The sequence below is a fragment of the Streptomyces sp. NPDC048643 genome, assembly GCF_040650615.1.
In the GTDB taxonomy this organism is placed as follows: Bacteria; Actinomycetota; Actinomycetes; order Streptomycetales; family Streptomycetaceae; genus Streptomyces.
Genome location: NZ_JBEZHO010000022.1, coordinates 62342 through 87627 on the forward strand (window position 1 = coordinate 62342; position 25286 = coordinate 87627).

Annotated in this window: 22 protein-coding genes; 15 read left to right on the forward strand and 7 right to left on the reverse strand. The window is 69.3% G+C overall.

Annotation, left to right across the window (positions count from 1 at the left end):
- Window positions 1-3 precede the first annotated feature (3 nt).
- The 5 genes from AB0C62_RS22315 (at window position 4) to AB0C62_RS22335 (ending at window position 6650) form a co-directional block, all read left to right on the forward strand.
- Window positions 4-762 (forward strand): NUDIX hydrolase, encoded by a 759-nt coding sequence (locus AB0C62_RS22315; RefSeq protein ID WP_362975639.1) that lies wholly within the window; start codon window positions 4-6, stop codon window positions 760-762.
- Window positions 763-887: 125 nt separating this feature from the next.
- Window positions 888-2696: an ABC transporter ATP-binding protein gene (locus AB0C62_RS22320; RefSeq protein WP_362975641.1), complete on the forward strand. Its 1809-nt coding sequence runs from the start codon at window positions 888-890 to the stop codon at window positions 2694-2696.
- A gap of 162 nt (window positions 2697-2858) precedes the next feature.
- Window positions 2859-3746, forward strand: a complete 888-nt coding sequence (locus tag AB0C62_RS22325) for a FadR/GntR family transcriptional regulator (RefSeq protein WP_362975643.1) — start codon at window positions 2859-2861, stop codon at window positions 3744-3746.
- Window positions 3747-4162: 416 nt separating this feature from the next.
- Entirely contained in the window at window positions 4163-5698 is a 1536-nt protein-coding gene (locus tag AB0C62_RS22330; RefSeq protein WP_362975645.1) for an RNA polymerase sigma factor, read from the forward strand.
- Between the two features lie 133 nt (window positions 5699-5831).
- Complete coding sequence (locus AB0C62_RS22335; protein WP_362975647.1) at window positions 5832-6650, forward strand: serine protease; 819 nt, start codon at window positions 5832-5834, stop codon at window positions 6648-6650.
- 109 nt (window positions 6651-6759) lie between these two features.
- Here the strand turns inward: AB0C62_RS22335 and AB0C62_RS22340 are convergent, their stop codons facing one another.
- Window positions 6760-6990: a hypothetical protein gene (locus AB0C62_RS22340; RefSeq protein WP_081219811.1), complete on the reverse strand. Its 231-nt coding sequence runs from the start codon at window positions 6988-6990 to the stop codon at window positions 6760-6762.
- Between the two features lie 443 nt (window positions 6991-7433).
- Here AB0C62_RS22340 and AB0C62_RS22345 point away from each other — a divergent pair, with 443 nt between their 5' ends.
- From AB0C62_RS22345 to AB0C62_RS22370, 6 genes are all read left to right on the forward strand, one after another.
- The gene (locus AB0C62_RS22345; protein WP_362975649.1) at window positions 7434-9557 is read left to right on the forward strand and encodes a DNA topoisomerase IV subunit B; all 2124 of its coding nucleotides are present in this window, start codon (window positions 7434-7436) and stop codon (window positions 9555-9557) included.
- A 506-nt stretch (window positions 9558-10063) separates the two neighbouring features.
- The gene (locus tag AB0C62_RS22350; protein ID WP_362975651.1) at window positions 10064-10591 is read left to right on the forward strand and encodes a DUF1453 domain-containing protein; all 528 of its coding nucleotides are present in this window, start codon (window positions 10064-10066) and stop codon (window positions 10589-10591) included.
- Window positions 10588-11739 carry a histidine kinase gene (locus AB0C62_RS22355; RefSeq protein WP_362975653.1) on the forward strand — a complete coding sequence of 384 codons (1152 nt, stop codon included), beginning with the start codon at window positions 10588-10590 and terminating at the stop codon, window positions 11737-11739. Before AB0C62_RS22350 ends, AB0C62_RS22355 begins: the two co-directional genes overlap by 4 nt.
- Window positions 11736-12422, forward strand: coding sequence for a response regulator transcription factor (locus tag AB0C62_RS22360; RefSeq protein ID WP_362975655.1), 687 nt, complete (start codon window positions 11736-11738; stop codon window positions 12420-12422). The genes AB0C62_RS22355 and AB0C62_RS22360 overlap by 4 nt, the downstream gene beginning before the upstream one ends.
- A 104-nt stretch (window positions 12423-12526) precedes the next feature.
- A complete protein-coding gene (locus tag AB0C62_RS22365; RefSeq protein ID WP_081219816.1) occupies window positions 12527-13015 on the forward strand; it encodes a DUF485 domain-containing protein in 489 nt (162 codons plus the stop codon).
- On the forward strand, window positions 13012-14604 hold the full coding sequence (locus tag AB0C62_RS22370) for a cation acetate symporter (RefSeq protein WP_362975657.1): 1593 nt from the start codon (window positions 13012-13014) through the stop codon (window positions 14602-14604). Before AB0C62_RS22365 ends, AB0C62_RS22370 begins: the two co-directional genes overlap by 4 nt.
- 113 nt (window positions 14605-14717) lie before the next feature.
- Here AB0C62_RS22370 and AB0C62_RS22375 read toward each other — a convergent pair whose 3' ends face one another.
- Window positions 14718-15410: a response regulator gene (locus tag AB0C62_RS22375; protein WP_362975659.1), complete on the reverse strand. Its 693-nt coding sequence runs from the start codon at window positions 15408-15410 to the stop codon at window positions 14718-14720.
- A gap of 161 nt (window positions 15411-15571) precedes the next feature.
- Here AB0C62_RS22375 and AB0C62_RS22380 point away from each other — a divergent pair, with 161 nt between their 5' ends.
- The 3 genes from AB0C62_RS22380 to AB0C62_RS22390 all read left to right on the forward strand — a co-directional run bounded on the left by AB0C62_RS22380 (window position 15572) and on the right by AB0C62_RS22390 (window position 18376).
- Window positions 15572-16387, forward strand: a complete 816-nt coding sequence (locus AB0C62_RS22380) for an ABC transporter ATP-binding protein (RefSeq protein WP_362975661.1) — start codon at window positions 15572-15574, stop codon at window positions 16385-16387.
- Window positions 16377-17240 carry an ABC transporter permease gene (locus tag AB0C62_RS22385; RefSeq protein WP_362975663.1) on the forward strand — a complete coding sequence of 288 codons (864 nt, stop codon included), beginning with the start codon at window positions 16377-16379 and terminating at the stop codon, window positions 17238-17240. Before AB0C62_RS22380 ends, AB0C62_RS22385 begins: the two co-directional genes overlap by 11 nt.
- Before the next feature lie 74 nt (window positions 17241-17314).
- A complete protein-coding gene (locus AB0C62_RS22390) occupies window positions 17315-18376 on the forward strand; it encodes an ABC transporter substrate-binding protein (protein WP_362975665.1) in 1062 nt (353 codons plus the stop codon).
- A gap of 36 nt (window positions 18377-18412) precedes the next feature.
- On the opposite strand, the gene AB0C62_RS22395 is transcribed toward AB0C62_RS22390, so the two are convergent.
- The 4 genes from AB0C62_RS22395 to AB0C62_RS22410 all read right to left on the reverse strand — a co-directional run bounded on the left by AB0C62_RS22395 (window position 18413) and on the right by AB0C62_RS22410 (window position 23374).
- Entirely contained in the window at window positions 18413-19093 is a 681-nt protein-coding gene (locus AB0C62_RS22395) for a response regulator (RefSeq protein ID WP_362975667.1), read from the reverse strand.
- The gene (locus AB0C62_RS22400) at window positions 19090-20811 is read right to left on the reverse strand and encodes a sensor histidine kinase (RefSeq protein WP_362975669.1); all 1722 of its coding nucleotides are present in this window, start codon (window positions 20809-20811) and stop codon (window positions 19090-19092) included. Before AB0C62_RS22400 ends, AB0C62_RS22395 begins: the two co-directional genes overlap by 4 nt.
- Window positions 20812-21008: 197 nt before the next feature.
- A complete protein-coding gene (locus AB0C62_RS22405) occupies window positions 21009-21953 on the reverse strand; it encodes a sucrase ferredoxin (RefSeq protein WP_362975671.1) in 945 nt (314 codons plus the stop codon).
- Between the two features lie 155 nt (window positions 21954-22108).
- Window positions 22109-23374, reverse strand: coding sequence for a citrate synthase (locus AB0C62_RS22410; protein ID WP_362975673.1), 1266 nt, complete (start codon window positions 23372-23374; stop codon window positions 22109-22111).
- Between the two features lie 97 nt (window positions 23375-23471).
- Between AB0C62_RS22410 and AB0C62_RS22415 the strand changes: the two genes are divergently transcribed.
- Entirely contained in the window at window positions 23472-24638 is a 1167-nt protein-coding gene (locus tag AB0C62_RS22415) for a citrate synthase/methylcitrate synthase (protein WP_362975754.1), read from the forward strand.
- Window positions 24639-24835: 197 nt separating this feature from the next.
- Here the strand turns inward: AB0C62_RS22415 and AB0C62_RS22420 are convergent, their stop codons facing one another.
- Complete coding sequence (locus AB0C62_RS22420) at window positions 24836-25075, reverse strand: hypothetical protein (protein ID WP_362975675.1); 240 nt, start codon at window positions 25073-25075, stop codon at window positions 24836-24838.
- Window positions 25076-25286: the final 211 nt, after the last annotated feature.

Sequence of the window (25286 nt, forward strand, 5' to 3'; positions counted from 1 at the left end):
CGCATGCCCTACGACCCGTCAGCCTTTCCGCCCTTCGCCGTGACCGTGGATCTCGTCGTGCTGACCGTGCGCCGCCATGCCCTGTGCGCGTTGGCGGTACGGCGGGGGGAGCAGCCCTTCCAGGGACGGTGGGCACTGCCCGGCGGTTTCGTACGGGACGACGAGGATCTCGCCCAGGCCGCGGCGCGCGAACTGGTCGAGGAGACCGGGCTGAGTGCCCACGACCCCTCCGTGCCCACCCAGGACAACGGCGCGCATCTCGAGCAGCTCGCGACCTATGGCGCCCCCAAGCGCGACCCCCGGATGAGGGTGGTCAGCGTCGCGCACCTGGCACTGGCTCCCGATCTGCCCGCGCCCCGGGCCGGCGGCGACGCGAACAGCGCCCGCTGGGCACCGGTCGAGGAGCTTCTCCAGCAGGGTGGTTACGGGCGGGACGGCGAGCAGGCCGCGCCCCTCGCCTTCGACCACGCGCAGATCCTCTCGGACGGCGTGGAGCGCGCCCGCTCCAAGATCGAATACTCGTCCCTGGCGACCGCCTTCTGCCCGACCGAGTTCACGGTCGGCGAGCTGCGCCGTGTCTACGAGGCGGTGTGGGGCGTGGTGCTGGACCCGCGCAACTTCCATCGCAAGGTGACGGGCACGCCGGGCTTCCTGGTCCCCACCGGCGGCACGACCACCCGCCAGGGCGGCCGCCCCGCCCAGTTGTTCCGCGCGGGCGGTGCCACGCTCCTCAACCCGCCGATGCTGCGCCCCGAGGTCTGACGGGCAGGAAGCGCACACCGTTTCGGGTCCCGGCGCCTCGACATGCACGCAGGTGCCGCGAAGCATGTTCGGGACGATCCGCATGGTGCCCGGAATTTCCTTTATGTCGCGCTATCTTGCTTTGGGTGATCCAGGCCATCGGACTGACCAGCAACACCCGCAAGGAGCATCCGCCCGCCGTTGACGACGTGTCCTTCGATGCGCGCGCGGGCCAAGTCACAGCGCTCCTCGGAGCCCCGGACGCGGGCAAGACGACGGCGTTGAAGCTGATGCTCGAACTCCAACAGGGCCGCGGAATCACCTACTTCCGGGGGCGGCCACTGCACCGGATCGCCCATCCGTCGCGCGAGGTCGGCGTCGTCATGGGTGAGGTGCCCGGCCATCCGGCTCGCACGGTCCGCGGTCAACTCCGCATGTTGTGCGCCGCCGTCGGTGTGCCGGTACGCAGAGCGGACGACGTGCTCGAAGTGGTGGGGCTCGGCAGTCTCCGCGACGAGCGGCTGGGCACGCTCTCCCGTGGAATGGACCGCCGCCTCGGGCTCGCGTCCGCGCTGCTGTCCGACCCGCACACCCTCGTGCTCGACGATCCCGCGGACGGGCTCTCCCCGAGAGAAGCCCATTGGCTGCACGGGATTCTGCGCGCCCACGCGTCGCAGGGCGGCACGGTGCTGTTCACCACGGACGACCCCAAGGAAGCCGCCCGGACCGCCGACCGGGTCGTCACTCTGGAGCAGGGGCGCCTCGTCGCGGACCAGGAGGCCGCGGACTTCGCCCGCACCCGGCTGCGCCCGCGCGTGGTCGTCCGCAGCCCGCATGCCGCCCGGCTCGGCGCACTCCTGACCAAGGAAGCCCGCACCGCGCAGCGCTCCGTCGAAGTGGTGCGTGAAGAAGGCAACCGGCTCTCGGTGTACGGCAGCAGCTGTGCCGACGTCGGAGAGACCGCCTTTCGGAACGGCATCCTCGTCCACCAACTCGCCGACGAGGTGGGCGACATGGGGCCCACGTCCGCGAATCCCTCCCAAGCGGGGGAGCAGGCGTCAGATGCGGCGGAGAAGCAGCCGAATGGCGACGTGGACGAGCCCCCGACTCAGGAGTCGCGTCCTGTCCGAGCACTGGCCGCGAACGACCTTTCGCCCCTCCCGCCCCCCATCGCGGTTCGCCACGCGCCGGGTCCGCTGAGACCCCTCCGCTACGAGCTGCGTCGATCCGCCGGGATCGGCACCGGCTACCTCGCCACTGCGGCCGTTCTCGTCACGTCGGCCCTCCTGTCCGTCCTCCTCGCCCGTATCGGTCACACGCCTCAGGCTCGGCTGCTGGCCGCATGGCCGCTGGAACTCCCGCTGCCGCCCGCCGCACTGGGCGCGGGACTGCTGGGTGCCTTCGCGTTCGGAGAGGAGTTCCGTCACCCCGCCCTGGCCACGGACCGCGGCACCGTCCCCCGCCGGCTCGGACTGCTCACCGCCAAGCTCCTCGTCGCCTCCGGCGTCGCCCTGCTGCTCGCCGTCCTCACGGTCGGATGCGACCTCGAAATGCTCTACCTCGTCTACGGACGGGAGCTCACGGGCGTTCCCGCAGACTGGCTCTCCCTCGGCGCCAGTTGGATCGGCCTGGTGGTCGGCTGCGCGTGGGCCGGTGTGCTGGCCGCCGGCATCTTCCGTTCGACCGCCGCCGGACTCGCCGCCGTTCTCGCCGTGCCGATCGTCGTCGTACCACTCGTACAAAAGGTCTTGCAGGGGCCGTCTGTGCGGACGGCGGCCGGGTTCTCGGAGCGGTTGCGGGAGCTGGTTCTGGTGCAGTGGCCGTTCGGCGGGGGACGGTATCTGGCGGCCGGTGTGGAGGTCCTCGCCCAACCTGTGGGCGGAGCTCTGACGTTGTCGCTGACCGCTCTGCTCTGCGCATATCTGCTCACGACCCTGCGGAGCCGGGTCCGGTGACGACCGTCCGCGCCCTTCCGTTCCTGCTGTGTACACAACTCCCCGAAGAACGCCCATTTCTTTCCGATAAGGCGTCAATTGCGACGGGGTGAGCGATCACCCTTTCGTGTGCTTTTCACCAAAGACCTCAAGGGAGTTGGGGCGGACGCCGACAAAAGACCCGTGAGTACCCTTGCGCAGACCATGATGACCGCCGCCCGCTCCTCCGACTCCGGCCTGGCAGGCCCGGGCGAACTCGACCGTTACCCCTATGCCGACGCTCCTGGTGTCGACCGCGTGAGTGCCCCCGTGTGGGAGAGCGCCGAGCCCGAGCTCGGCCGCGTGGGCCGGCGCGCCGCGGGCAGCCGCGGACGCGGACTGCACGGCCAACTCGTCCAGCAGCTCGGTCAGATGATCGTGTCCGGAGATCTCGGCGCGGACCGTCCGCTCGTGCCCGAGGAGATCGGCCAGCGGTTCGAGGTCTCCCGGACCGTCGTCCGTGAGTCGCTCCGCGTCCTTGAGGCCAAGGGGCTGGTCAGCGCCCGCCCGAACGTGGGCACGCGCGTGCGTCCCGTCAGCGACTGGAACCTTCTGGACCCGGACATCATCGAGTGGCGCGCCTTCGGCCCTCAGCGGGACGACCAGCGTCGTGAGCTGGCCGAGCTCCGCTGGACCATCGAGCCGCTCGCCGCGCGACTGGCTGCCGGACACGGGCGCGAGGACATCCAGCAGCGGCTCGGCGACATGGTCGAGATCATGGGCCACGCCATGTCGCAGGGTGACTCCCTCACGTTCTCGCGGGCCGACGCCGAGTTCCACTCGCTGCTCATCCAGCTCGCGGGCAACCGGATGCTGGAGCACCTCTCGGGGATCGTGTCGTCCTCTCTGCAGGTCTCCGGAGCTCCGGTCACCGGCTGTGACCGTCCGACCGAGGCCTCACTGGGGCATCACGGCCGCATCGTGGACGGCCTCGCGGCCGCCGACGGCACGGCTGCCGAGACGGCGATGCGGCAGCTGCTCACCGTCCACCCCGAGGTGGAGCGCGTCGTGCCCGCTCCGCGCGAGCACTGATCGCGCACCGAGGGTGACGCGGTCCGGGGTGTGTGCGTGTCCGGGTCGTCGATCGGCCGGCGAAACCATCTCCATCTCCCGTCGGGACCCTGCCGGATCCTTCCCCGATCCGGCAGGGTCCCGACGGTGTGACCGCGTGGTGGACCATGGACTGACCTGGTCCGACCGGATCTGACCTCTTTTGAGCGCTTACGGGGTGTGACTCGGGCCACGTAGATTGGGCGTAACGCTCAACCGGGCAGCGCGATGACCTAAGAGGTGATACTCGAGGAGGGAATACAGACGCCGTTCATGGCGCTGTCCCTCTCCCCGGCACCCACCCGCGCCGTCGGCCCATCCCCAAGTCGGCGGTCGTCGGTTCCTGTCCACAGCGGACGGGGCCGGAAGCCGTTTTCCAACGTTCCGAGAGGTTGTTCGTGTCGGCCAGCACATCCCGTACGCTCCCGCCGGAGATCGCCGAGTCCGTCTCTGTCATGGCGCTCATTGAGCGGGGAAAGGCTGAGGGGCAGATCGCCGGCGATGACGTGCGTCGGGCCTTCGAAGCTGACCAGATTCCGGCCACTCAGTGGAAGAACGTACTGCGCAGCCTCAACCAGATCCTCGAGGAAGAGGGTGTGACGCTGATGGTCAGTGCCGCGGAGCCCAAGCGCACCCGAAAGAGCGTCGCAGCGAAGAGTCCGGCCAAGCGCACCGCCACCAAGACAGTGGCGGCGAAGACGGTGACCGCCAAGAAGGCCACCGCCACCGCGGCTCCGGCCGCCCTCGCAGGCGACCCGGCCGAGGGCGAGTCCGCCGGTACGGCAGTTGCCGCCAAGAAGACGACGGCCAAGAAGGCCGCCGCCAAGAAGACGGTCGCCAAGAAGACCGCGGCCAAGAAGACCACCGCCAAGAAGGACGACGCCGAGCTCGGCGACGACGAGGCGACCGAGGAGACTCCGGCCAAGGCCGGTACCGAGGAGCCCACCGAGGACGGCGCCCAGGGCTTCGTCCTGTCCGACGAGGACGAGGACGACGCGCCCGCGCAGCAGGTGGCCGCCGCCGGTGCCACCGCTGACCCGGTCAAGGACTACCTGAAGCAGATCGGCAAGGTCCCGCTGCTCAACGCCGAGCAGGAGGTCGAGCTCGCCAAGCGCATCGAGGCCGGCCTGTTCGCCGAGGACAAGCTGGCCAACGCCGACAAGCTCGCCCCCAAGCTCAAGCGCGAGCTGGAGATCATCGCCGAGGACGGGCGCCGCGCCAAGAACCACCTCCTGGAGGCCAACCTCCGCCTGGTGGTCTCCCTGGCCAAGCGCTACACCGGTCGCGGCATGCTCTTCCTGGACCTCATCCAGGAGGGCAACCTCGGTCTGATCCGCGCGGTCGAGAAGTTCGACTACACCAAGGGCTACAAGTTCTCCACGTACGCCACCTGGTGGATCCGGCAGGCGATCACCCGCGCCATGGCCGACCAGGCCCGCACCATCCGTATCCCGGTGCACATGGTCGAGGTCATCAACAAGCTCGCGCGCGTGCAGCGCCAGATGCTCCAGGACCTGGGCCGCGAGCCCACCCCGGAGGAGCTGGCCAAGGAACTCGACATGACCCCTGAGAAGGTCATCGAGGTCCAGAAGTACGGTCGTGAGCCCATCTCCCTGCACACCCCGCTGGGCGAGGACGGTGACAGCGAGTTCGGTGACCTCATCGAGGACTCCGAGGCCGTCGTCCCGGCCGACGCGGTCAGCTTCACGCTCCTCCAGGAGCAGCTGCACTCCGTTCTCGACACCCTTTCCGAGCGCGAGGCGGGCGTCGTCTCGATGCGCTTCGGTCTCACCGACGGTCAGCCGAAGACCCTCGACGAGATCGGCAAGGTGTACGGCGTGACCCGTGAGCGGATCCGCCAGATCGAGTCCAAGACCATGTCGAAGCTGCGTCACCCGTCGCGCTCCCAGGTGCTGCGCGACTACCTCGACTAGGCCTCTGCCGCCTGTCACCCAGGGCCCGGTTTCCCGCAAGGGAGCCGGGCCCTCGGTGTGTGCGCGGCGTGCGTGCCCGTGTCCGCTGGATCACTGTGGGTGTTCCATGGTCATCCCAGTGTGAGGAGCGCGCATGCGTCGTCCCTTTGCCCCCGTCCTGGCCCTTGCGGCCGCCGCAGCGGTGATACCGCTGTCCTCCCCCGCCCAGGCAGCGGTCGACAGCGTTGTCGTCGGCAGCTACCCGGTCCAGATCTCCGAGAGTCCATGGACGGTCGCGCTGTCCAGCCGTGACCGGTTCGGGGGTACGCGCGCGGGACAGTTCTGTGGAGGGGTGGTCATCGGCCCGACCACCGTCCTGACCGCCGCCCACTGTCTGGGCAGTGATGTGCTGGGCGCGCCACCTCGCCAAGCGCGCGATCTGAAGGTCATCGCCGGCCGCGGGGACCTGTTGGCCAGTGACGGGAAGGAGATCCCGGTAAGCGACATCTGGGTCAATCCGCACTATGACAGCTACTCGAACTCCGGCGACTTCGGCGTGCTGACGCTCTCCGAGCCACTGCCCGCCGCCTCCGTGATCCGCATGGCGCCCTCCGGGGATCCCGCGTACGAGGCCGGGACGGCCGCCAAGGTCTACGGCTGGGGCGACACGACCGGGGGTGGCGACTACGCCCGCAGCCTGCGGGCGGCGGACGTGCACGTGCTGGCCGACGACGCCTGCAAGCGGGCGTATCCGGGCAGTGCGGACGGCACGTACGACGCGGCGTCCATGGTGTGCGCCGGGGAACCCGGGGGCGGCCGTGACGCCTGCCAGGGGGACAGCGGCGGCCCGCTGGTCGCCCAGGGGCGCCTCATCGGCCTCGTGTCCTGGGGAAGCGGCTGTGGGCGCCCTGGGAGCCCCGGCGTCTATACGCGGGTATCGGAGGCCGCCCAGGCGTTGGGAGCCGCTCGCTGAGGCCTTCAGGCCCCGTGGTACGAGTGTGGGCGGTCACTCCCTGGAGTCCAGGAAGCGACCGCCCACTCACCGGCCTGTCGCCGGCACCCGCTCGTCGTTGATGCGAAGGTCAGTGTTCTTCGTCGTTGACGCTTTCGGGAGCGGACGTGAGCCGCTCCGTCTCGTCCTGTATCTCAGCGGCGATCTTCTTGAGTTCCGGCTCGAACTTGCGACCATGGTGGGCGCAGAAGAGCAGTTCTCCGCCGCTCAGGAGGACGACGCGCAGATATGCCTGGGCGCCGCAACGGTCGCAGCGGTCAGCGGCCGTCAGCGGGCTCGCGGGGGTCAGAACAGTAGTCACGTCGCCTCTTCTCTAGCTCGACGAGCTGTCGTACCAGGGTCAACATCCAACCAGGCCGAAAACGTTCCCGCTCGCGGCTTTTCCTCGAAATTTTCTTTCGAGCCGGTTGTCTGCTGCCGGTTGGCGGCGAATGAGCCGTATTGCGTGTCTTCGTGTCTGTACGGGTTCGCGCTGTCTGTCAGGGGGTCTGTCCTCCCGGCTGGGTTGCCGGTTGTTCTTGAGGACGTGCCCGGAGCCTAAATGGTTCATGCCTCGAAGGGAACGTGATATGTACTTCACTCCATCGAGGGATCGAACACCCATACGACCCTGGACTAGTGTGAGTTTAGTGCGAGGGTGGCGTTACAACGGCTCTACCAGGCCTCGGTACCCTCTGAGCGGCAACCGAAGCCGGGCCCTTACCCAAAAGGGTCCCATCTGAAATTCAGCGAGGAGCGAACCGCGTGACCGCCGAGACGTCCGTGCCGTCCACAGCGCTGCTGACCGGAGCAGACCGGGACGGTTCCAACTACACCGCGCGGCACCTGCTCGTCCTTGAGGGGCTCGAAGCCGTCCGCAAGCGCCCTGGCATGTACATCGGCTCGACCGACAGTCGTGGTCTGATGCACTGCCTCTGGGAGATCATCGACAACTCCGTGGACGAAGCCCTCGGGGGCTACTGCGACCACATCGACGTGATCCTGCACGACGACGGCTCCGTCGAGGTGAAGGACAACGGCCGTGGCATCCCCGTCGACGTGGAGCCCAAGACGGGGCTCTCCGGCGTCGAGGTCGTCATGACCAAGCTCCACGCCGGTGGAAAGTTCGGAGGCGGCTCGTACGCGGCCTCCGGCGGTCTGCACGGTGTGGGCGCGTCCGTGGTGAACGCCCTCTCCGCCCGCCTCGACGTCGAGGTGGACCGCAGCGGCAACACGCACGCGGTGAGCTTCCGGCGCGGGACCCCCGGAGCCTTCAAGGCCGACGGGCCCGACTCCGCGTTCGACGTGACCACCGGGTTGCGCAAGATCAAGCGGATCCCCAAGAACCGCACCGGCACGCGTGTGCGCTACTGGGCCGACCGCCAGATCTTCCTCAAGGACGCCAAGCTCTCCCTGGAGCACCTCCACCAGCGTGCCCGCCAGACCGCTTTTCTGGTTCCGGGGCTCACCATCGTCGTCCGCGACGAGTTCGGGCTCGGTGAGGGAGGCAGCAAGGGTGAGGAGTCGTTCCGCTTCGACGGCGGAATCAGCGAGTTCTGCGAGTATCTGGCCAGTGACAAGCCGGTGTGCGACGTACTCCGCTTCTCCGGTCAGGGCAGCTTCAAGGAGACCGTTCCCGTCCTCGACGACCACGGGCAGATGACCCCGACCGAGGTCACTCGCGAGCTCGGCGTCGACGTCGCGCTGCGCTGGGGCACCGGGTACGACACGACCCTCAAGTCCTTCGTGAACATCATCGCCACCCCCAAGGGCGGCACCCACGTCGCCGGCTTCGAGCAGGCGGTGGCCAAGACGATGAACGAGGTCCTGCGGGCCAAGAAGATGCTCCGGGTCGCCGAGGACGACATCGTCAAGGACGACGCCCTGGAGGGCCTCACCGCCGTCGTGACCGTGCGTCTCGCCGAACCCCAGTTCGAGGGTCAGACCAAGGAGGTCCTCGGGACCTCGGCGGCCCGCCGCATCGTGACGAACGTGGTCAACAAGGAACTCAAGGCCTTTCTGACCACCACGAAGCGTGACGCCGCGGCCCAGGCGCGGGTCGTCATGGAGAAGGCCGTCTCCGCCGCCCGTACGCGGATCGCCGCCCGCCAGCACAAGGACGCCCAGCGCCGGAAGACGGCCCTGGAGTCCTCCTCGCTCCCCGCCAAGCTCGCAGACTGCCGCAGCGACGACGTGGGGCGCAGCGAGCTGTTCATCGTCGAGGGCGACTCCGCGCTCGGTACCGCGAAGCTGGCCCGGAACTCCGAGTTCCAGGCGCTGCTGCCGATCCGCGGCAAGATCCTCAACGTTCAGAAGGCGTCCGTCACGGACATGCTGAAGAACGCCGAGTGCGGCGCGATCATCCAGGTCATAGGAGCCGGGTCAGGCCGGACCTTCGACATCGACGCGGCGCGTTACGGGAAGATCATCCTTCTCGTCGACGCCGATGTGGACGGCGCGCACATCCGGATCCTGCTGCTGACCCTCTTCCAGCGCTACATGCGGCCCATGGTCGAGGCGGGGCGGGTGTTCGCAGCGGTGCCGCCGCTGCACCGGATCGAGCTCAGCCAGCCCAAGAAGGGGCAGGACAAGTACGTCTACACGTACTCGGACCGAGAGCTGCGGGAGACGCTGCTCGAGTTCCAGCGCAAGGGTGTGCGCTACAAGGACTCGATCCAGCGGTACAAGGGTCTCGGTGAGATGGACGCCGATCAGCTGGCCGAGACGACGATGGATCCGCGTTTCCGCACGCTGCGGCGGATCAACATCTCCGACCTGGAGGCTTCCGAGCAGGTGTTCGACCTCCTGATGGGGAACGATGTGGCTCCGCGTAAGGAGTTCATCTCCAGCTCGGCTGCGACGTTGGACCGGTCGCGCATCGACGCGTAGCCCTCCGGGTGCGGGTGCGGGTGCGGGTGCGGGTGCGGGTGCGGTTCCGGTCCGGTGGGTGGGTCGGGGCCGTGCCGGTACATCCGCCCGTCGCCGCTGGATCAGACCTCACTCACCAACGCGGAGCTGCTCGATCCGGGCGTAAGCGACGGGCATCTGATGTACCGGCACGGCCCCTCCCGCCGGACGCCGTCTGCAGGCCGTGCGTGGCCGGGTGCGTGGATTTCAGCCCCTCCGGCGCTCGGAAATTCAGCCCCTCCGGCGTTTGAGGAGCTGGGTCTGGGGCGGCGCCCCAGGTCGGGACGGGTAGGGGCGGAGGGGGCTCTCGGTCAGTCTGTGAGCTGGTCGGGGGCGGGGGCTCCACCCGTGGGTGGAGGTGCGAGGGCGTGGAGGATCCACCCGCGATCCACCTGTGCTCCGATCTGCTGAGCAGGCGATTTCCGTAGCGTCGTGGATGTCGGCAGCACCCGCCGCCGACATCCGCTCCTCGTCCACGGAGGCCGCGCATGTCCGGGCTCATGAACGCAGTCGTGATCTGCGCCGTCGTCGTCCTGGTGATCGCGCGCCAGTTCCGTGCCAGCCGGATCGGCACGGGCAGGCGTTGGTGGCTCGTGCCCGCCGTTCTCGCCTTCATCGCTCTGCGCGAACCCGGGCTGATCGACCCGCATCACCAGGTCGAGGCGTCTGTGCTGCTGGGTACCGAGCTGGTGATCGGACTGGCGATCGGAACCGGCTGGGCGTGGACGACCCGCATATGGGCCGAGCCGGACGGCGCTCTGTGGAGCAAGAGCACCAAGGCGAGCGGTGCCATCTGGATCGGGGGGATATGCCTGCGGGGCGGACTCTTCGGCCTCGGCGCGTTGCTGGGCGTGCACCAGGACTCCTCCGCCCTGATGCTCGGACTGGCGGCCACCCTGCTGGTTCGTGCCGGAGTGGTGATGTGGCGGGCGCAGTCCCTGCAGCCGACGGCTTATGGGCAGGCCCCGGCGTACGGTGACGGCGTGGCTCAGGCCCGGTGGAAGGAGCGCGTGTGACCGACAACGCGTGGACACGATGGCCCTCCCGGGAGGCGCTCTCCCGCGAGGGCGTGCACACGGCCCGCCGCGTGCTCGGCCGCGTCACGCGTTCCATCGCCCTCGGCATCCTGATCGCGACGACCCTCACGAACACCGAGCTGAACGGCTGGGCCCTCGCCGGAGGCGCCGTGGGCATCGTGGTGTGCGGGTTTCTCGCCTGGGCCTTCTGGCAGACCACGCTCGAGAACCGCTTGCTGCCGTCCCTGGGGCTGCTCGCCGCGCTGCTGACGATCGCGACGGTGGGACAGGGCGTGGGGTTCCGGGTTCCGTCTCTCGTCCTGCTGTGCGGCTGTGCCATCAGTGCCATCGAACGGTTGCCCCTCGCGTACGCGCTGCCCGCCACGGCTGTGGCCCTGTCCGCGTTCGCGGCGGTCAACAACGACGTCTGGCTGACCACAGCGGCCACCACTGCCGGCCTGGCCCTCGCCGGGTACGTCCTGCGCCTCGACGCGGAGGCGCGAGGGAGTGCGCAGCGGCTGCTGGCTCAGGAGCGCGCGGCACGGGTGGCCGAGGCGGAGTCGGCGGCGCTCGCGGAGCGTGCCCGGATCGCTCGGGAGATCCACGACGTGCTCGCCCACAGTCTGTCCGCGCAGTTGGTGCACCTCGAGGCGGCGCGGCTGCTGATCGAAAGAGGCGCCGACCAGGAGACGGTTCTCGAACGGGTCGTGGCGGCCCGGGGCATGGCGCGTGAGGGGCTGGCGGAAACCCGGCAGGCGCTCTCCGCGCTACGGGGTGAGATGTCGCCGGTCGAGGACTTCCTCAGCGAGCTCGTCATCACCAATGAGGGCGCCGACGTCACCGTGACGGGCGAACGTCAGCTGTTGCCGGCGGAGGCGTCGCAGGCGGTGCGCAGAGTCGCTCAGGAAGCGCTGACGAACGTACGCAAGCATGCTCCGGGCGCCGAGGTCCACATCCGGCTGGACTACGCCGAGCACGAAGTGACCCTGGATGTGCGGGACTCGGGAGGAAAGCCGGGCGAGCTCAGTGGTTCGGGAGCCGGGTACGGTCTCCTGGGCATGCGGGAGCGTGCCGAGCTGCTGGGCGGCTCGCTGGAGGCCGGGCCGGGCGAGGAGGGGTTCGTGGTGACGTTGAGGGTGCCCGTATGAACGAGCGGGAGGAAGGCGGGAAGGCGGCCCGAGTCGTCGTGGCGGACGACCAGACGGTCGTGCGTGAGGGCATCGTGATGCTGCTGGGCCTCCTGCCCGGGATCGAGGTCGTCGGCGCGGCCGGTGACGGGAACGAAGCGGTGGAGCTGGTGGCCAGACTCGCCCCGGACGTCGTGCTGATGGACCTGCGGATGCCCCGCTGCGACGGAGTCGAGGCGACCCGGCGCATCCGTTCCGAGCACCCTGGGACACAGGTGGTCGTCCTGACGACGTACGCCGACGACGAGTCGCTGTTCCCCGCGCTCAGAGCGGGAGCCCGCGGCTACCTCACCAAGGACGCCGGGGGTGACGAGATCGTGCGGGCCGTGGAGAGCGTGCTCTCCGGGGACGCCGGCCTGTCGCCGAGCGTGCAACGAAGACTGCTGGAGCGCCTGTCGGATCCGCAACCGGAGCCCGGCCCGCCGCCGGAGGCGCCGGACGGGCTGACGTCGCGCGAGACCGAGGTGCTCCTGCTGATCGCCGAGGGGCTCAGCAATCAGGAGATCGCCCGGACACTCCATGTGTCCACGGCCACGGTGAAGACCCACATCAACAACCTCTTCGCCAAGACAGGGCTCAAGGACCGCGCTCAAGCGGTCCGTTACGCCTATGGGAAGGGTCTCGTACGGCCACCGGCGGGCTGAGTCACCTGATGGGGTGAAGAGCGCGGAGAGAAGAGTCCGGGATCTTCCCGATCTGCACATCCTTGGGCACGCGGCCGAAACGGGTCGCGGACAAGGAGAGTTCGGTGGAGAAGCACGACGGCGGCGACACCGGGGAGGTCCGGTTCGACGACCCCTGGTACGACGCGCTGGCTTCCGGTTGGGGTGAGTTGGACGGCACGGGGGCACCCGCTCCGGCCGTGCCGCCCGCCCGCTCGGAGCACGAAGGACGGACGGGCGGGGCCGCCGACGTCTATCTGGAAGTCCAGCGAAGTGCTGCCTTCCAGGAAGTGCGCAGCCGGTACCGCAGGTTCGTGATCCCGGCCGTAGCCGTCTTCTTCCCCTGGTACGTGGGCTATGTGGTGACCGCGACGACGGCGCCGGGGTTCATGGCGCGGCCGGTGGCCGGTGCGGTCAATGTGGCGCTGGTCGCGGGGCTCGGGCAGTTCCTCACGACGTTCGTGCTGGCCTGGGCGTACGCGCGGCACGCGCGGTTGCGCAGGGACCGGGCCGCGCTGGACCTGCGCTGGGACACCCAGGAGCTGACGCGCAACGTCAGAGGTGGTGACCGGTGAGCGGGAACCATCAGACCCTGGCACTGCTGCTGTTCAGCGCGTTCGTCGCGGTGACGCTGGCCATCACGACGTGGGTGAGCCGCAACCGGCATGGTTCGGCGGAGGAGTTCTATGCCGGCGGGCGGCTGTTCTCGCCGATGGAGAATGGTTTTGCCATCTCCGGGGACTACATGTCGGCCGCGTCGTTCCTCGGCGTCACCGGACTCATCGCCCTCTATGGCTACGACGGCCTGCTGTACGTCGTGGGCTTCCTGGTGGCCTGGCTGGTCGTCTTGTTCCTGGTCGCCGAACTGGTGCGCAACTGCGGCCGGTTCACGCTCGCCGACGTCGTCGCCGCCCGCATGAGCGAGCGGCCGGTGCGGATCGCGGCGGGAACTTCCTCCGTGACGGTGTCCGTTCTCTATCTGGTGGCGCAGATGGTGGGCGCGGGCAGCCTGGTCTCGCTGCTGCTCGGAGGCACGAGCGAGGCGGCGCGGAACTGGACGGTCATCGGGGTCGGCGCGCTCATGGTGATCTATGTGTCGATGGGAGGGATGCGGGCGACCACGTGGATCCAGATCGTCAAGGCGGTTCTGCTGCTGGGCGGGTCCGTCGCCCTCACCGTCCTCGTCCTGGTGCGCTTCCACGGGGACTTCAACGAGTTGCTGCGTTCCGCCGCGGCGCGCAGCGGGCACGGCACGGCATTCCTCGTGCCGGGACTGAGGTACGGCGGGGACTGGACGGCGCGCTTCGACTTCATGAGCCTCGGGCTCGCGCTGGTGCTCGGGACGGCCGGGCTGCCGCACATCCTGTCGCGCTTCTACACCGTGCCGACGGCCCGGGCCGCCCGCCGCTCGGTGGTGTGGTCGATCGGACTCATCGGCGGCTTCTATCTGATGACGATCGTGCTGGGCTTCGGCGCGGCGGCGATCGTCGGTCCTGAGGCGGTCCGCGGGTCGAACGCGGCGGGCAACACCGCTGTACCCCTGCTGGCCCTCGACCTCGGCGGCGGAGTCAACTCCACGGGGGGAACGGTTCTGTTCGCGATCGTCGCCGCCATCGCCTTCGCCACGATCCTCGCGGTCGTCGCCGGGATCACCCTGGCGTCCTCGGCGGCGGTGGCGCACGACCTGTACGCCTCGATGCGCCGACGGAATGCGAAGCCGCGCAGCGAGGTCGCGGTGGCGCGAGCGGCGTCGGTCGGGATCGGCGTGGTCGCCATCGCCCTGGGGCTTCTGGCCCGCGATCTGAACGTGGCCTTCCTGGTGGGTCTCGCCTTCGCGGTCGCCGCGTCCGCGAACCTGCCCGTGCTGCTGTACTCCCTGTTCTGGCGCAACTTCACGACCCGCGGCGCGGTGTGGGCCGTGTACGGCGGACTCGTGCCCTCGCTGCTGCTCGTCCTGTTGTCCCCGGTGGTGTCGGGGAGTCCCGGATCGCTCTTCCCCGGTGTGGACTTCCAGTACTTCCCGCTGGAGAACCCCGGGCTCGTCTCGATTCCGCTCGGTTTCATCGCGGGCTGGCTCGGCACGGTCACCTCGCACGAACCGCCGGACGAGGCCAAGCACGCCGAGATCGAGGTCCGCGCGCTCACCGGCGCCGGGGCCGTCTGAGACGGCTCGAACAGGTCGTCACGAAGTGCCTGGGCTGCTCGGCGGAGCGGCCCAGGCAGGTTGTACCGGTCAGCGTCTCATCGGCTCGGGTGAGACGGCCCGGTTACCCCGGTCTAGGGCGACACCCAGGCGTACCGGTGTTCCGGGCGGCCCGTGTCGCCGTACTTGAGGGTGAGGCGTAGTCGGCCGGCCTGTTCCAGGTGGCGCAGGTAGCGCTGGGCGGTGGACCGGCTGAGGCCCGTCTCTGCGGCGACCTCGTGGGCCGACAGCGGCTGGTGCGCGCGGTGCAGTACGCCGCAGATGAGGTCGGTGGTCGGCTCCGAGTGGCCGCTGGGCAGCCCGGGGGAGGACGGCGCGGGGGCGGCACGCAGGGCGCCGAACATCCGGTCGACCTGCTCCTGGCCGGTCACACTTCGGCCACCCACCCGGTCGACGGTGCGGCGCAGGGCGGCGTACGAGTCGAGGCGGGTGCGCAGCGCGGCGAAGGTGAACGGCTTGACCAGGTAGTGCACGGCGCCCAGACGCATCGCGGCCCGGACGGTCGTCACGTCGCTGGCCGCGGTGATCATGATGACGTCGGTGCCGTGGCCCTGTTCGCGCATCCGGTGGACGAGTTCCAGGCCTGTCAGGTCCGGCAGATAGTGGTCGAGCAGCACCAGGTCCACGGGCGCCCGCTCCACGGCGGCCAGGGCCTGGGCGGCGCTGTGCGCGCGGGCGGCCACCCGGAATCCGGGCACCTTCCCCACGTATCGCGCGTTGATCTCGGCGACGCGGAAGTCGTCGTCGACGACCAGGACGTCAATCATCTGGCCTCTTTCTCTCAAGGCCCGGCGAGCGTTGAGCCCGTGTTTCGGCTCCGCTGTTGTAGCGCGAGCAAAACGAGCACAACAGACTCCTGCAAGCAGAAGTAGACCTTGCGCCCAGAAGACTGATGCTGTGGCCCGCGCCACATCTACGGTCCCGGCCCATGAGCGCAGACACCAGCCCCGCCATCGAGCTGCGGGGCGCGAGCAAGATCTTCAAGACCCCGTCGGGGGGTCTGCACACGGCGGTGCGGGAACTCGACCTGACCGTCGGACGCGGCGAGTTCGTCGCCGTCGTCGGCCCCACCGGCTGTGGGAAGTCCACCACTCTGACCCTGGTGAGCGGTCTCGAGGAGCCCACCGAGGGCGAGGTCCTCGTCACCGGGGAGCCCGTCGCAGGCGTCGGGAACAAGGTCGGATTCGTCTTCCAGCAGGACGCCACCTTCCCTTGGCGCACGGTCCTGGCCAACGTGATGGCAGGGCCCCGCTTCCGGGGTGTTCCCAAGGCCGAGGCCAAGGAGCGGGCCCGTGAGTGGCTGTCCCGGGTCGGTCTGACGGCTTTCGAGGACCGCTACCCGCACCAGCTCTCCGGCGGTCAGCGCAAGCGCGTCGCCCTCGCCGCGACCTTCGTCAACGACCCCGAGATCCTGCTCATGGACGAGCCCTTCTCGGCGCTCGACGTGCAGACCAGGGCGCTGATGTCGGACGAGCTCCTCGAACTGTGGGAGGGCACCGGCGCCTCGGTCGTCTTCGTCACCCACGACCTGGAGGAGTCCATCGCGCTCGCCGACAAGGTCGTCGTGATGACCGCGGGCCCCGCCACCGTGAAGCAGGTCTTCGACATCGACCTGCCGCGCCCGCGCAAGGTCGAATCGGTGCGGCTGGAACCGCGGTTCGTCGAGATCTACCGCGAGATCTGGGAGTCCCTCGGTGAAGAGGTCCGCATCACCCGCGAGAGGGGTGCCGCCGATGTCGCCTGAGCTTCTCAGCACTCCGGTCGTCGACACGGTGAAGGCGCCGGGTCGCGAGCAGTCCCGCGTCCGTGCCGCGCGCAAGCGCAAGATCATGGTGAATGCCGCCCGCGTCGTGCTCCTGATCGCCGTTCTCGGCCTCTGGGAGGTGCTCTCGCGGGCCAAGGTCATCGATCCGTTCAACTTCTCGATGCCCTCGAAGATCTGGGACCAGACCTACACCTGGATGACCCACGGGACCGCGCTCGGTTCCCTCGGTGAGCAGATCTGGTACACGCTGTACGAGGCGCTGCTCGGCTGGATCATCGGAGTCGTCGCGGGTGTGGTGTTCGGCATCGCGCTGGGGCGGATCACGTTGCTCGCAGACGTACTTGGTCCATACATCAAGGTGCTCAACTCCATACCGAGGATCGTGCTCGCGCCCATCTTCGTCATCTGGTTCGGGCTCGGACCGGCCTCCAAGGTCGCCTCGGCCGTGGTGCTCGTCTTCTTCCCGGTGTTCTTCAACGCCTTCCAGGGCGCCCGCGAGGTCGACCGCAACCTGGTCGCCAACGCCCGGATCCTCGGCGCGAGCGACCGTCGCGTGACGCTCCAGGTCGTCATCCCGTCGGCCACGTCGTGGATCTTCACCAGCCTTCACGTCAGTTTCGGCTTCGCCCTCATCGGCGCGATCGTCGGTGAGTACATCGGCGCGACCAAGGGCATCGGCCTGCTCGTCGCGCAGTCACAGGGGACCTTCAACGCGGCCGGTGTGTACGCCGCGATGGTCATCCTCGCCGTCGTCGCCCTCCTCGCCGAAGGACTGCTCACCTTCGCCGAGCGCCGCATCTTCCGCTGGAAGCCGTCGGATTCCGACCGCTGACCCGCCACGGGCCCATCCGACCCGTGACCTCCCCCCGTACTGCTTTCCACCCCTTCACAAGGACGTGAATCCGCATGCGCATCACCGCCCGATACCCCGCGTTGGCAGCCGCCGGACTGCTCGCTCTCACCTCGCTCACCGCCTGCGCCAACGACGCGGCCGGCTCGACGGCCGACTCCGGCAGCAACGGCGGTGGCGGCAAGGGGGAGCACGTCAAGATCATGGTCGGTGGCCTCGACAAGGTCATCTACATGCCCGCGATGCTCACGCAGCGGCTCGGCTACTTCCAGGACGAGGGTCTCGACGTCCAGCTCCTGAGCGAGCCGGCCGGTGTCCAGGCCGAGACCGCGCTCGTGTCCGGACAGGTGCAGGCGGCCGTCGGCTTCTACGACCACACGCTCGACCTGCAGACCAAGGGCAAGGCGGTCGAGTCCGTCGTGCAGTTCTCGCACGCTCCCGGTGAGGTCGAGATCGTCTCCGACAAGCGGGCGGGTGACATCACGTCACCCAAGGACTTCAAGGGCAGGAAGCTCGGGGTCACGGGGCTCGGATCCTCGACCGACTTCCTCACGAAGTACCTCGCGGTGAAGAACGGCGTGAAGGTCAGCGACTTCACGCCGGTCGCCGTCGGCGCCGGCCCCACGTTCGTCTCAGCTCTCCAGCAGGGTGCCATCGACGGCGGCATGACGACCGACCCCACCGTCGCCACCGTCCTGGCGAAGAAGCTCGGCAAGGTGCTCGTCGACATGCGGACGCCCGAGGGCTCGCAGGCGGCGCTGGGCGGGCCCTACCCCTCGTCCAGCCTCTACATGCAGACGGACTGGGTGAACGGTCACAAGGAGACGGTCCAGAAGCTGGCCAACGCCTTCGTGAAGACGCTTCAGTGGATGTCCACGCACAGCGCGTCCGACATCGCCGCCAAGATGCCCGCGGACTACTCCCAGGGTGACAAGAAGCTCTACGCCGAGGCCATCCAGAGCACGCTCCCGATGTTCACCGAGGACGGCGTGATGCCCAAGAACGGTCCCGAGACCGTCGAGAAGGTCCTCAAGGCGTTCAACCCCAACATCCAGAACACCGATGTCGACCTGAGCAAGACGTACACGACGGAGTTCGTGGACAAGGCCGCCGGCTGATCCCGCGGGCGCAGGCCGCCCGACCGTGCCGTGTCCTCAGACGCGGGTCGCCCAGACATAGCGATGCTCCGGGCGGCCCGCGTCGCCGTATCTGAGGGTCAGCGTGGCCCTCCCGGTGCGCTCCAGCAGCTTCAGATAGCGCTGTGCGGTCTGTCGGCTCAGGCCGGTCTCCTCGGCGACCTCCTGTGCCGACAGCGGGCCCTCGGCGTCGATCAGGGCGCGCCGCACCAGCCCGGCCGTCGGGGGAGAGTGCCCCTTGGGCAGATCCGGCTCGGCGCTCGCCGAGAGGGTTCCGAAGATCCGGTCCACCTGGGCCTGTTCGGCCTCGCCACCGCCGTCCAGGGTGCGCCGCAGTTCCGCGTAGGCCTCCAGCTTGGTGCGCAGTCCGGCGAAGGCGAACGGCTTGACCAGGTACTGGAGTGCCCCCTGGCGCATGGCCGCCTGGACAGTGGAGATGTCACGGGCCGCGGTCACCATGATCACGTCGGATTGATGGCCGCGTCGGCGCATCTCCTGGACCACCGCCACGCCGGTCTCGTCGGGCAGATAGTGGTCCATGAGGACCAGGTCCAGGTGCGGCAGCTCCTCGATCAGCCCCAGTGCCTCAGCGGCGCTGTGCGCCTCACCCGCGACGTGGAAACCCCGCACCTTCGTCACGTAGGCGGCGTTGACCCGGGCGACCCGTGTGTCGTCGTCCACGACCAGGACCTCGATCATCGCGCCTCCTCCTCGGAGTATCCGGTTGCCCGTGCCTCATCTGTGTCCGAGACCGTCGCGCGCGCGGGATCCACGCTCGCCGGTGCGGCCCCGAACGTCTCTGCCCGTGCCTCCGTGAGCGCCTCGGGCAGGACGACGGTGAACTCGGCACCCCCGCCCTCCGCGTCGGCCACCTCCGCGCTGCCGCCCTGCCGCTCGGCGAGCCGGCGCACCAGGGAGAGGCCGATGCCTCGCTTGCCGTGGGCCGGGGGCTTCTTCGTGCTCCATCCGTCGGTGAAGATCAACTCCCGTCGCGCCGCGGGGATGCCGGGTCCGGTGTCCTGGACGCGCAGCACGGCGGTGCGCTCCACCGACCGCAACTCGACCTCCACGCGCGCGTGCGGCGTGCCCGCGACGGCGTCCAGCGCGTTGTCGACGAGGTTCCCCACGACGGTGACGAGTCCACGCGGGTCGACCAGCCGGTCCGGCAGCATCGTCCGGTCCGAGATCCACAGCGCCACGCCCCGCTCGGCGGCCACCGTCGCCTTGCCCACCAGAAGGGCGGCCAGCAGCGGATCGTGGACCTTCTCGGTGACCTGTTCCGCGGTGACCCTGTGGTCGCCGACCACCTCTCCGACGAACTCCACGGCGTCGTCGTACATCTCCAGTTCGAGCAGCCCCAGAAGCGTGTGCATGCGGTTGGCGTGCTCGTGGTCCTGCGCCCGCAGGGCGTCGATGAGGCCGCGGGTGGAGTCCAGTTCGCGGCCCAACTGCTCCAGCTCCGTGCGGTCGCGCAACGTGGCGACCGCACCGCCGTCGTCGGTGGGCATCCGGTTGGCGACCAGCACGCGCTGGCCGCGGACGGTGAGCAGATCGGTGCCGGTGACCCGCCCGGCCAGCACGTCGGTCGTACGGCCCGCCCCGAGCGCGTCGTCCAGCGGCTGCCCGATCACCTCGGAGCCGACTCCCAGCAGACGCTGCGCCTCGTCGTTCAGGAGGCGTACGCGACCGTCGCGGTCCAGGGCGACCACGCCCTCCCGGATGCCGTGCAGCATCGCCTCGCGCTCCGCCAGCAGCGCCGAGATGTCGGAGAACGCCAGGTCGCGGGTCTGCCGCTGGACTCTGCGGGAGATCAGATACGCGGCCAGCGCGCCGACGGCCATGGCTCCGCCCGCGTAAGCGAACAGCCCCGGGATGGCGTCGATCAACCTGGCCCGCACACTGTCGTACCGGATGCCCACCGAAACCGCGCCGATGATCTGGTCGTCGGCGTCGCGCAACGGGACCTTGCCGCGCGCTGAGCGGCCGAGGGTGCCGGTGTCGATCTCCATGACGTCGCGGCCCTCCAGGGCCTTGCGGGGGTTCGTCGACACCTTCCGGCCGATCTCCTCCGGGTCGGTGTGCGACCAACGGACGCCCCGCGTGTCCATCACGACGACGTACTCGGCGTCACTGGCCTTCCGTATCCGCTCCGCCTCGGTCTGCACCGGCCCGGTCGTGGAGGGACTCGTGCGTCTGAGATCCTCGGCGATCTGCGGCTGGACGGCTGTGGTCTGCGCGATCGCGAGGGCGCGCTGCATGGCCTGGTCGTCGAGTTGCGCGCTGAGCGGTGCCAGGAACAGCCCGGTGGCGAGGACGGCGACTCCCGCCGCGATCGCGATCTGCATCAGCAGGACCTGCGAGAACACCCGCCGCGGCATACCGAGCCGCAGTCGTCGTGCGGGGGGAGTGGGGCTCATGCGTATGACCGTACGGGGGCAGGCCCGGCACGCCGAAGGGGTTGTGGCATGGATCTCTTGATCAACGTTCAAGGGGTGCCGGCTCGGAGATCTCTCGGAGATCTCTGGGATCAACGCGAGGCAGGGATTGATCAAGGAATGACGGAGTGCCGGTGCTCGTCGACCGATCAATGATTGACGGGCACGGATTCCGGTGGTCAGCAGGACACGGCGACGGCCGTCTCCTGCAACTGCCGCACTGCCACCACGTCCATCCGGGCCGGGGAACCCAGTGCCGAGCCGCAGCTCTCGGGGCGAGGCGGCAGCGAGGTTCCTTGAGCGACGACGACCCTCCACAGCCGACCGTCGGCATGGGCCACGGTGACGTCCCAGCGCGGAGCGGTTCCGTCGGTGCGGACCACGGCCAGAGAGCCGGCGGCGTGTTCACCCGCCGCAGTCCGTACGGCCAGTTCGGCCGCTTGTCCTGGCCGCTCCCAGGCGGAGTTCCCACGGCAGCCCTCGGTGACGATCCGGCCCTTCCGGAGGCCCTGGAGGATTTCCTTGACGGCATGGGCTTCGGCACGGCCGTACGCGTAGCCGTGCGGCAGCATGAGAACGGTGGGGGAGAACCGATGACCGCCCAGATGGGTGACCTCCCAAACACCGTTCACCCCGGAAGCGGCCAGTTCCGCCGCGAGGGGCCGGCCGAGCAGGGCGCAGCAGCGGTCGCGTTTTCCGTTGGTACAGACGAGGGCGAGCGGTTCCTCCGTGTGGGGTCGCGCGTCGAGGACCTCGGCGAAGGACTGTGGGTCGCCCTGCCCGAGTGCGGCGAAGTCGAGGCCGAGCAGCACCTCGGGATCGCAGGCCATGGCGCCGTGCAGCCATACGTTTCCCGGAGCCGTGTGGGCCGCGTAGACGCGTCGCTCGGCGGGTGTACCGCAGTCCGCGTGGCGCCCGGGGCGCCGGATGAGCGCGATCCGCACGCCCGTGCCCTGCGCGGCCGCCTCGAGGGCGCGGCCGAGGGCGGGGTCCAGGTGGCTCGAAGTGAGCGCCTTGGCGCCCCAGGGCCCGGGCTGCTCGATCAGCAGCCATGTCCTCGCGGTGGCCGCGGTCCCCGCCAGGGGCTCGTCGAGATGCCGCGACGCGCTCGTGCACGTACTCACAGAGGTGAGCCTAACCTGACTTCGGCCCGGGCGACTCTCCGTCGCGTACACACCCGGCGCGTTCCGGGCGGTGGGGTGGCCGTCCGGATGGGGGAGTAGGGCGGGCGCAGGGGCGGCGACCGGCGGTGCTTTTCCCCTGCGCGGCGGGCGGGGCCCTAGGGGCTGCTGGGGAGGGGGCGCGGTGGTCGTTCGCCCACGTAGTGGCCGCTCGGGCGCATCCTCAGTGGGCGCTCCGCGTACTCCTCCAGGGTGTGCGCGATCCAGCCCGCCGTCCGGGCGACGGCGAAGATCGTCTCCCCGGCGGAGGCCGGCATGCCGGAGGAGACGGTGAAGGCGGCCAGCGCGAGGTCGACGTTGGCGTGCAGGGGTGCGTGCCGGGCGGTGGTGGCCACGACGTCGTGCGCCGCCGCCACGGCGGGCGCCGCACCGGGCACGTCCTCCAGGAGAGCGAACAAGGCACGCGCGCGGGGATCCTCGCCCGTGTACAGCCGGTGGCCGAGTCCGGGGACACGGCGCCCTGCGCGCAGCTCGTCCGCGACGACGGGGGCCGCGGTTCCCTGGTCCAGCACGTCGAGGAGCAACCGGTGCGCCAGGCCGCTGGCCGCTCCGTGCAGCGGCCCTTCGAGGACGCCCAGTCCCGCCGACACGGCCGCGTACGGGTGTGCGCGGGCCGACGCCGCTACCCGGACCGCCAGGGTCGACGCGGCCAGGTCGTGGTCCACGAGCAGCCCGAGTGCCGTGTCCAGGAAGCGCAGTGACGGGTCGTCGGGTGCGCGACCGGTGAGTCTCGCCCACAGCCGACGGGCCAGCGGGCCCTCGTCGCGATGGTCGCGCCGGACGGGGGGCAGTGCGGCGACGAGGGTGGGGATGAGGGTTCGCCCGGTTCCGAGGACGGCGTTCTCGGAGAGATCGAAGCGGAGCGGGTCGGTTGCCGCCGCGGCGATCGCGGCGACGCGAAGGCGGTCGGTGGGACCGCTGTGCTCGGGCAACGCGTCGACGCTGTGCCGAGCGGCGGTCACCGACGCCTCCGGGGCCGTGAACGTGACACCCGGGCGCAGCTCGCCGGTCCAGAGCCATTCGGCGATCTCTTCGTAGGAGTGGCGTGCCGCCAGCTCCGTCGCGTCGACTCCCCGGAAGTAGTACCGGTCCTTGTCGATCAGGGTGATGCGCGTGCGGACGGACAGCTCGCCCGAGCCTCCCGAACTACCGCCACTCTCGCGCCTGTTGCGACGGGCGAGCGCCTCCACCTCCTTGGCGTCGAAGGTGCTCCCGCGCCCTCCCGACTCGCGCCGGCTGCCGAGCTGTCCACGGCTCACGTAGGCGTAGACGGTTTCCGGCTTCACGCCGAGCAGCTCGGCCGTCTCCTTGGTGCTGAGTCGTCGGCCCTCGTGCGCTGGCGTTGCCGCTTCTCGATCCCTCATGGGCGCCACCGTATCTGTGGATCTTTATATTGATTGGATCAATATTGACAGTCACACAGTCAAGCATGGACAGTCGAATCAAGTTCAGGGAGGAAACATGCCGATCAACCGTGCCGCGTCCACCTCTGTCGACGTACCGCGAGGACTCGCGGGCGTCGTCGTCACCGACACCGAACTGGGTGACGTCAGAGGTCTGGAGGGCTTCTACCACTACCGCCAGTACTCGGCCGTCGAACTCGCGCAAACCCGTGACTTCGAGGACGTCTGGCACCTGTTGGCGCACGGTGAGCTGCCCGACGCGGCGCAGCGCGCCACCTTCACGGGGCGGACCGCCGGGCTGCGCAGGCTGCCGCACGACGTGCGTTCCGCACTGCCGGCCATCGCCGCGGCGACCGGTCTCTCCGGGCCGCTCGCGGGGCTGCGCACCGCGTTGTCGCTGCTCGGTGCCTCGCTCGGGTTCCGGCCGGTCTACGACATCGATGCGGGGCGGCGTCGCAGCGACGGCCTCGCGGCGGCGGCCGCCGTCCCGACCCTGCTCACCGCGCTGTACCGGATCGGGCAGGGACTGGAACCGGTGGAACCGCGTGAGGACCTGGGATACGCGGCCAACTACCTGTACATGTTGACGGGTTCGGAGCCGGACGCGCACCGCGCCCGTGCGGTTGAGCAATACCTCATCTCAACCATTGATCACGGATTCAATGCATCAACGTTCACGGCACGGGTGATCGCGTCGACAGGCGCGGACGTCGCAGCCTGCCTCGTGGGTGCGGTCGGAGCGCTGTCCGGGCCCCTGCACGGGGGTGCTCCGAGTCGTGCGCTGGACACGCTCGACGCGATCGGGACGCCCGACCGTATCGACGGCTGGATCCGTGAGCGGGTCCTCGCCGGCGACCGCATCATGGGCTTCGGGCACCCCGTCTACCGTACGGAGGACCCGCGTTCGCGGATGCTCCGAGGTATCGCGCAGGAGTTCGGCGGCCCGCTCGTCGACTTCGCCGTCGAAGTGGAACACCGCGTGGAGGTGATCCTCGCCGAACTGAAGCCGGGCCGCGAGCTGCACACCAACGTGGAGTTCTATGCCGGTGTGGTCATGGAACTCTGCGGGCTTCCCCGGGAGATGTTCACTCCCACGTTCGCCGCCGCCCGCGTCGTCGGCTGGAGCGCGAACATCCTGGAGCAGGCGGAGGACTCGAAGATCATCCGCCCGGCGGCGCGTTATGTGGGGCCGGTTCCGCCGGTGGCGGTGCCGGTGGTGGGGTGAGTGTGGGGTGAAGCGGGCTCGGCACCGGATCGGTGCCAAGCCCGCAGCGACAGTAGCGTCGTGCCGCTGTCGCCGGAGTGCTGAAGAGACTGCGTCTCCCGTTGCGAGCGGACACATGCCAATCGGCGGCGAGTCTTCCGCCGCCGTGCGATGGGCTAGGAATGGGTCCTGGGCAAAAGGGTTGCCTGTCCGGCCGTCTATGCGTCGGGAATATCCACCTTCGCGTGAATAAGGGTTTCCCGGGTGACTACAACGATTCTTTCGTAGTCTGCCCGGGATGCGTCGGCCGGGAGCTCGGCATCGAGCTTCTCGGTGAGGTCCTCACCGATGACAGCGAACCTTCCGTCGGACAGTTCGAAAATATCAGGGCAATTGGCACCGGTTGTGCTTCCCCGCAGGGTGGGAGGAGTGCCAATCCGACGGATGATGTGGCTCACTGTTCTTGATTCCCTTTGATCTCGAGGCTGTGGCGCATGCATGCATGCGCGCGCTGCCGCTGCGCGGCGCGACGCGGCCCAGGGGGCTGCAGCCTCGACGACCGGGCAGCGTGGAGCGGCGTCAGGTTGAGGTCGACGGATTACGCGGTAACGCAGCAGTCAACCGTGTTGGCAACTGAGAAAACGCTGTGGTTTACGACTTCGTTATGGC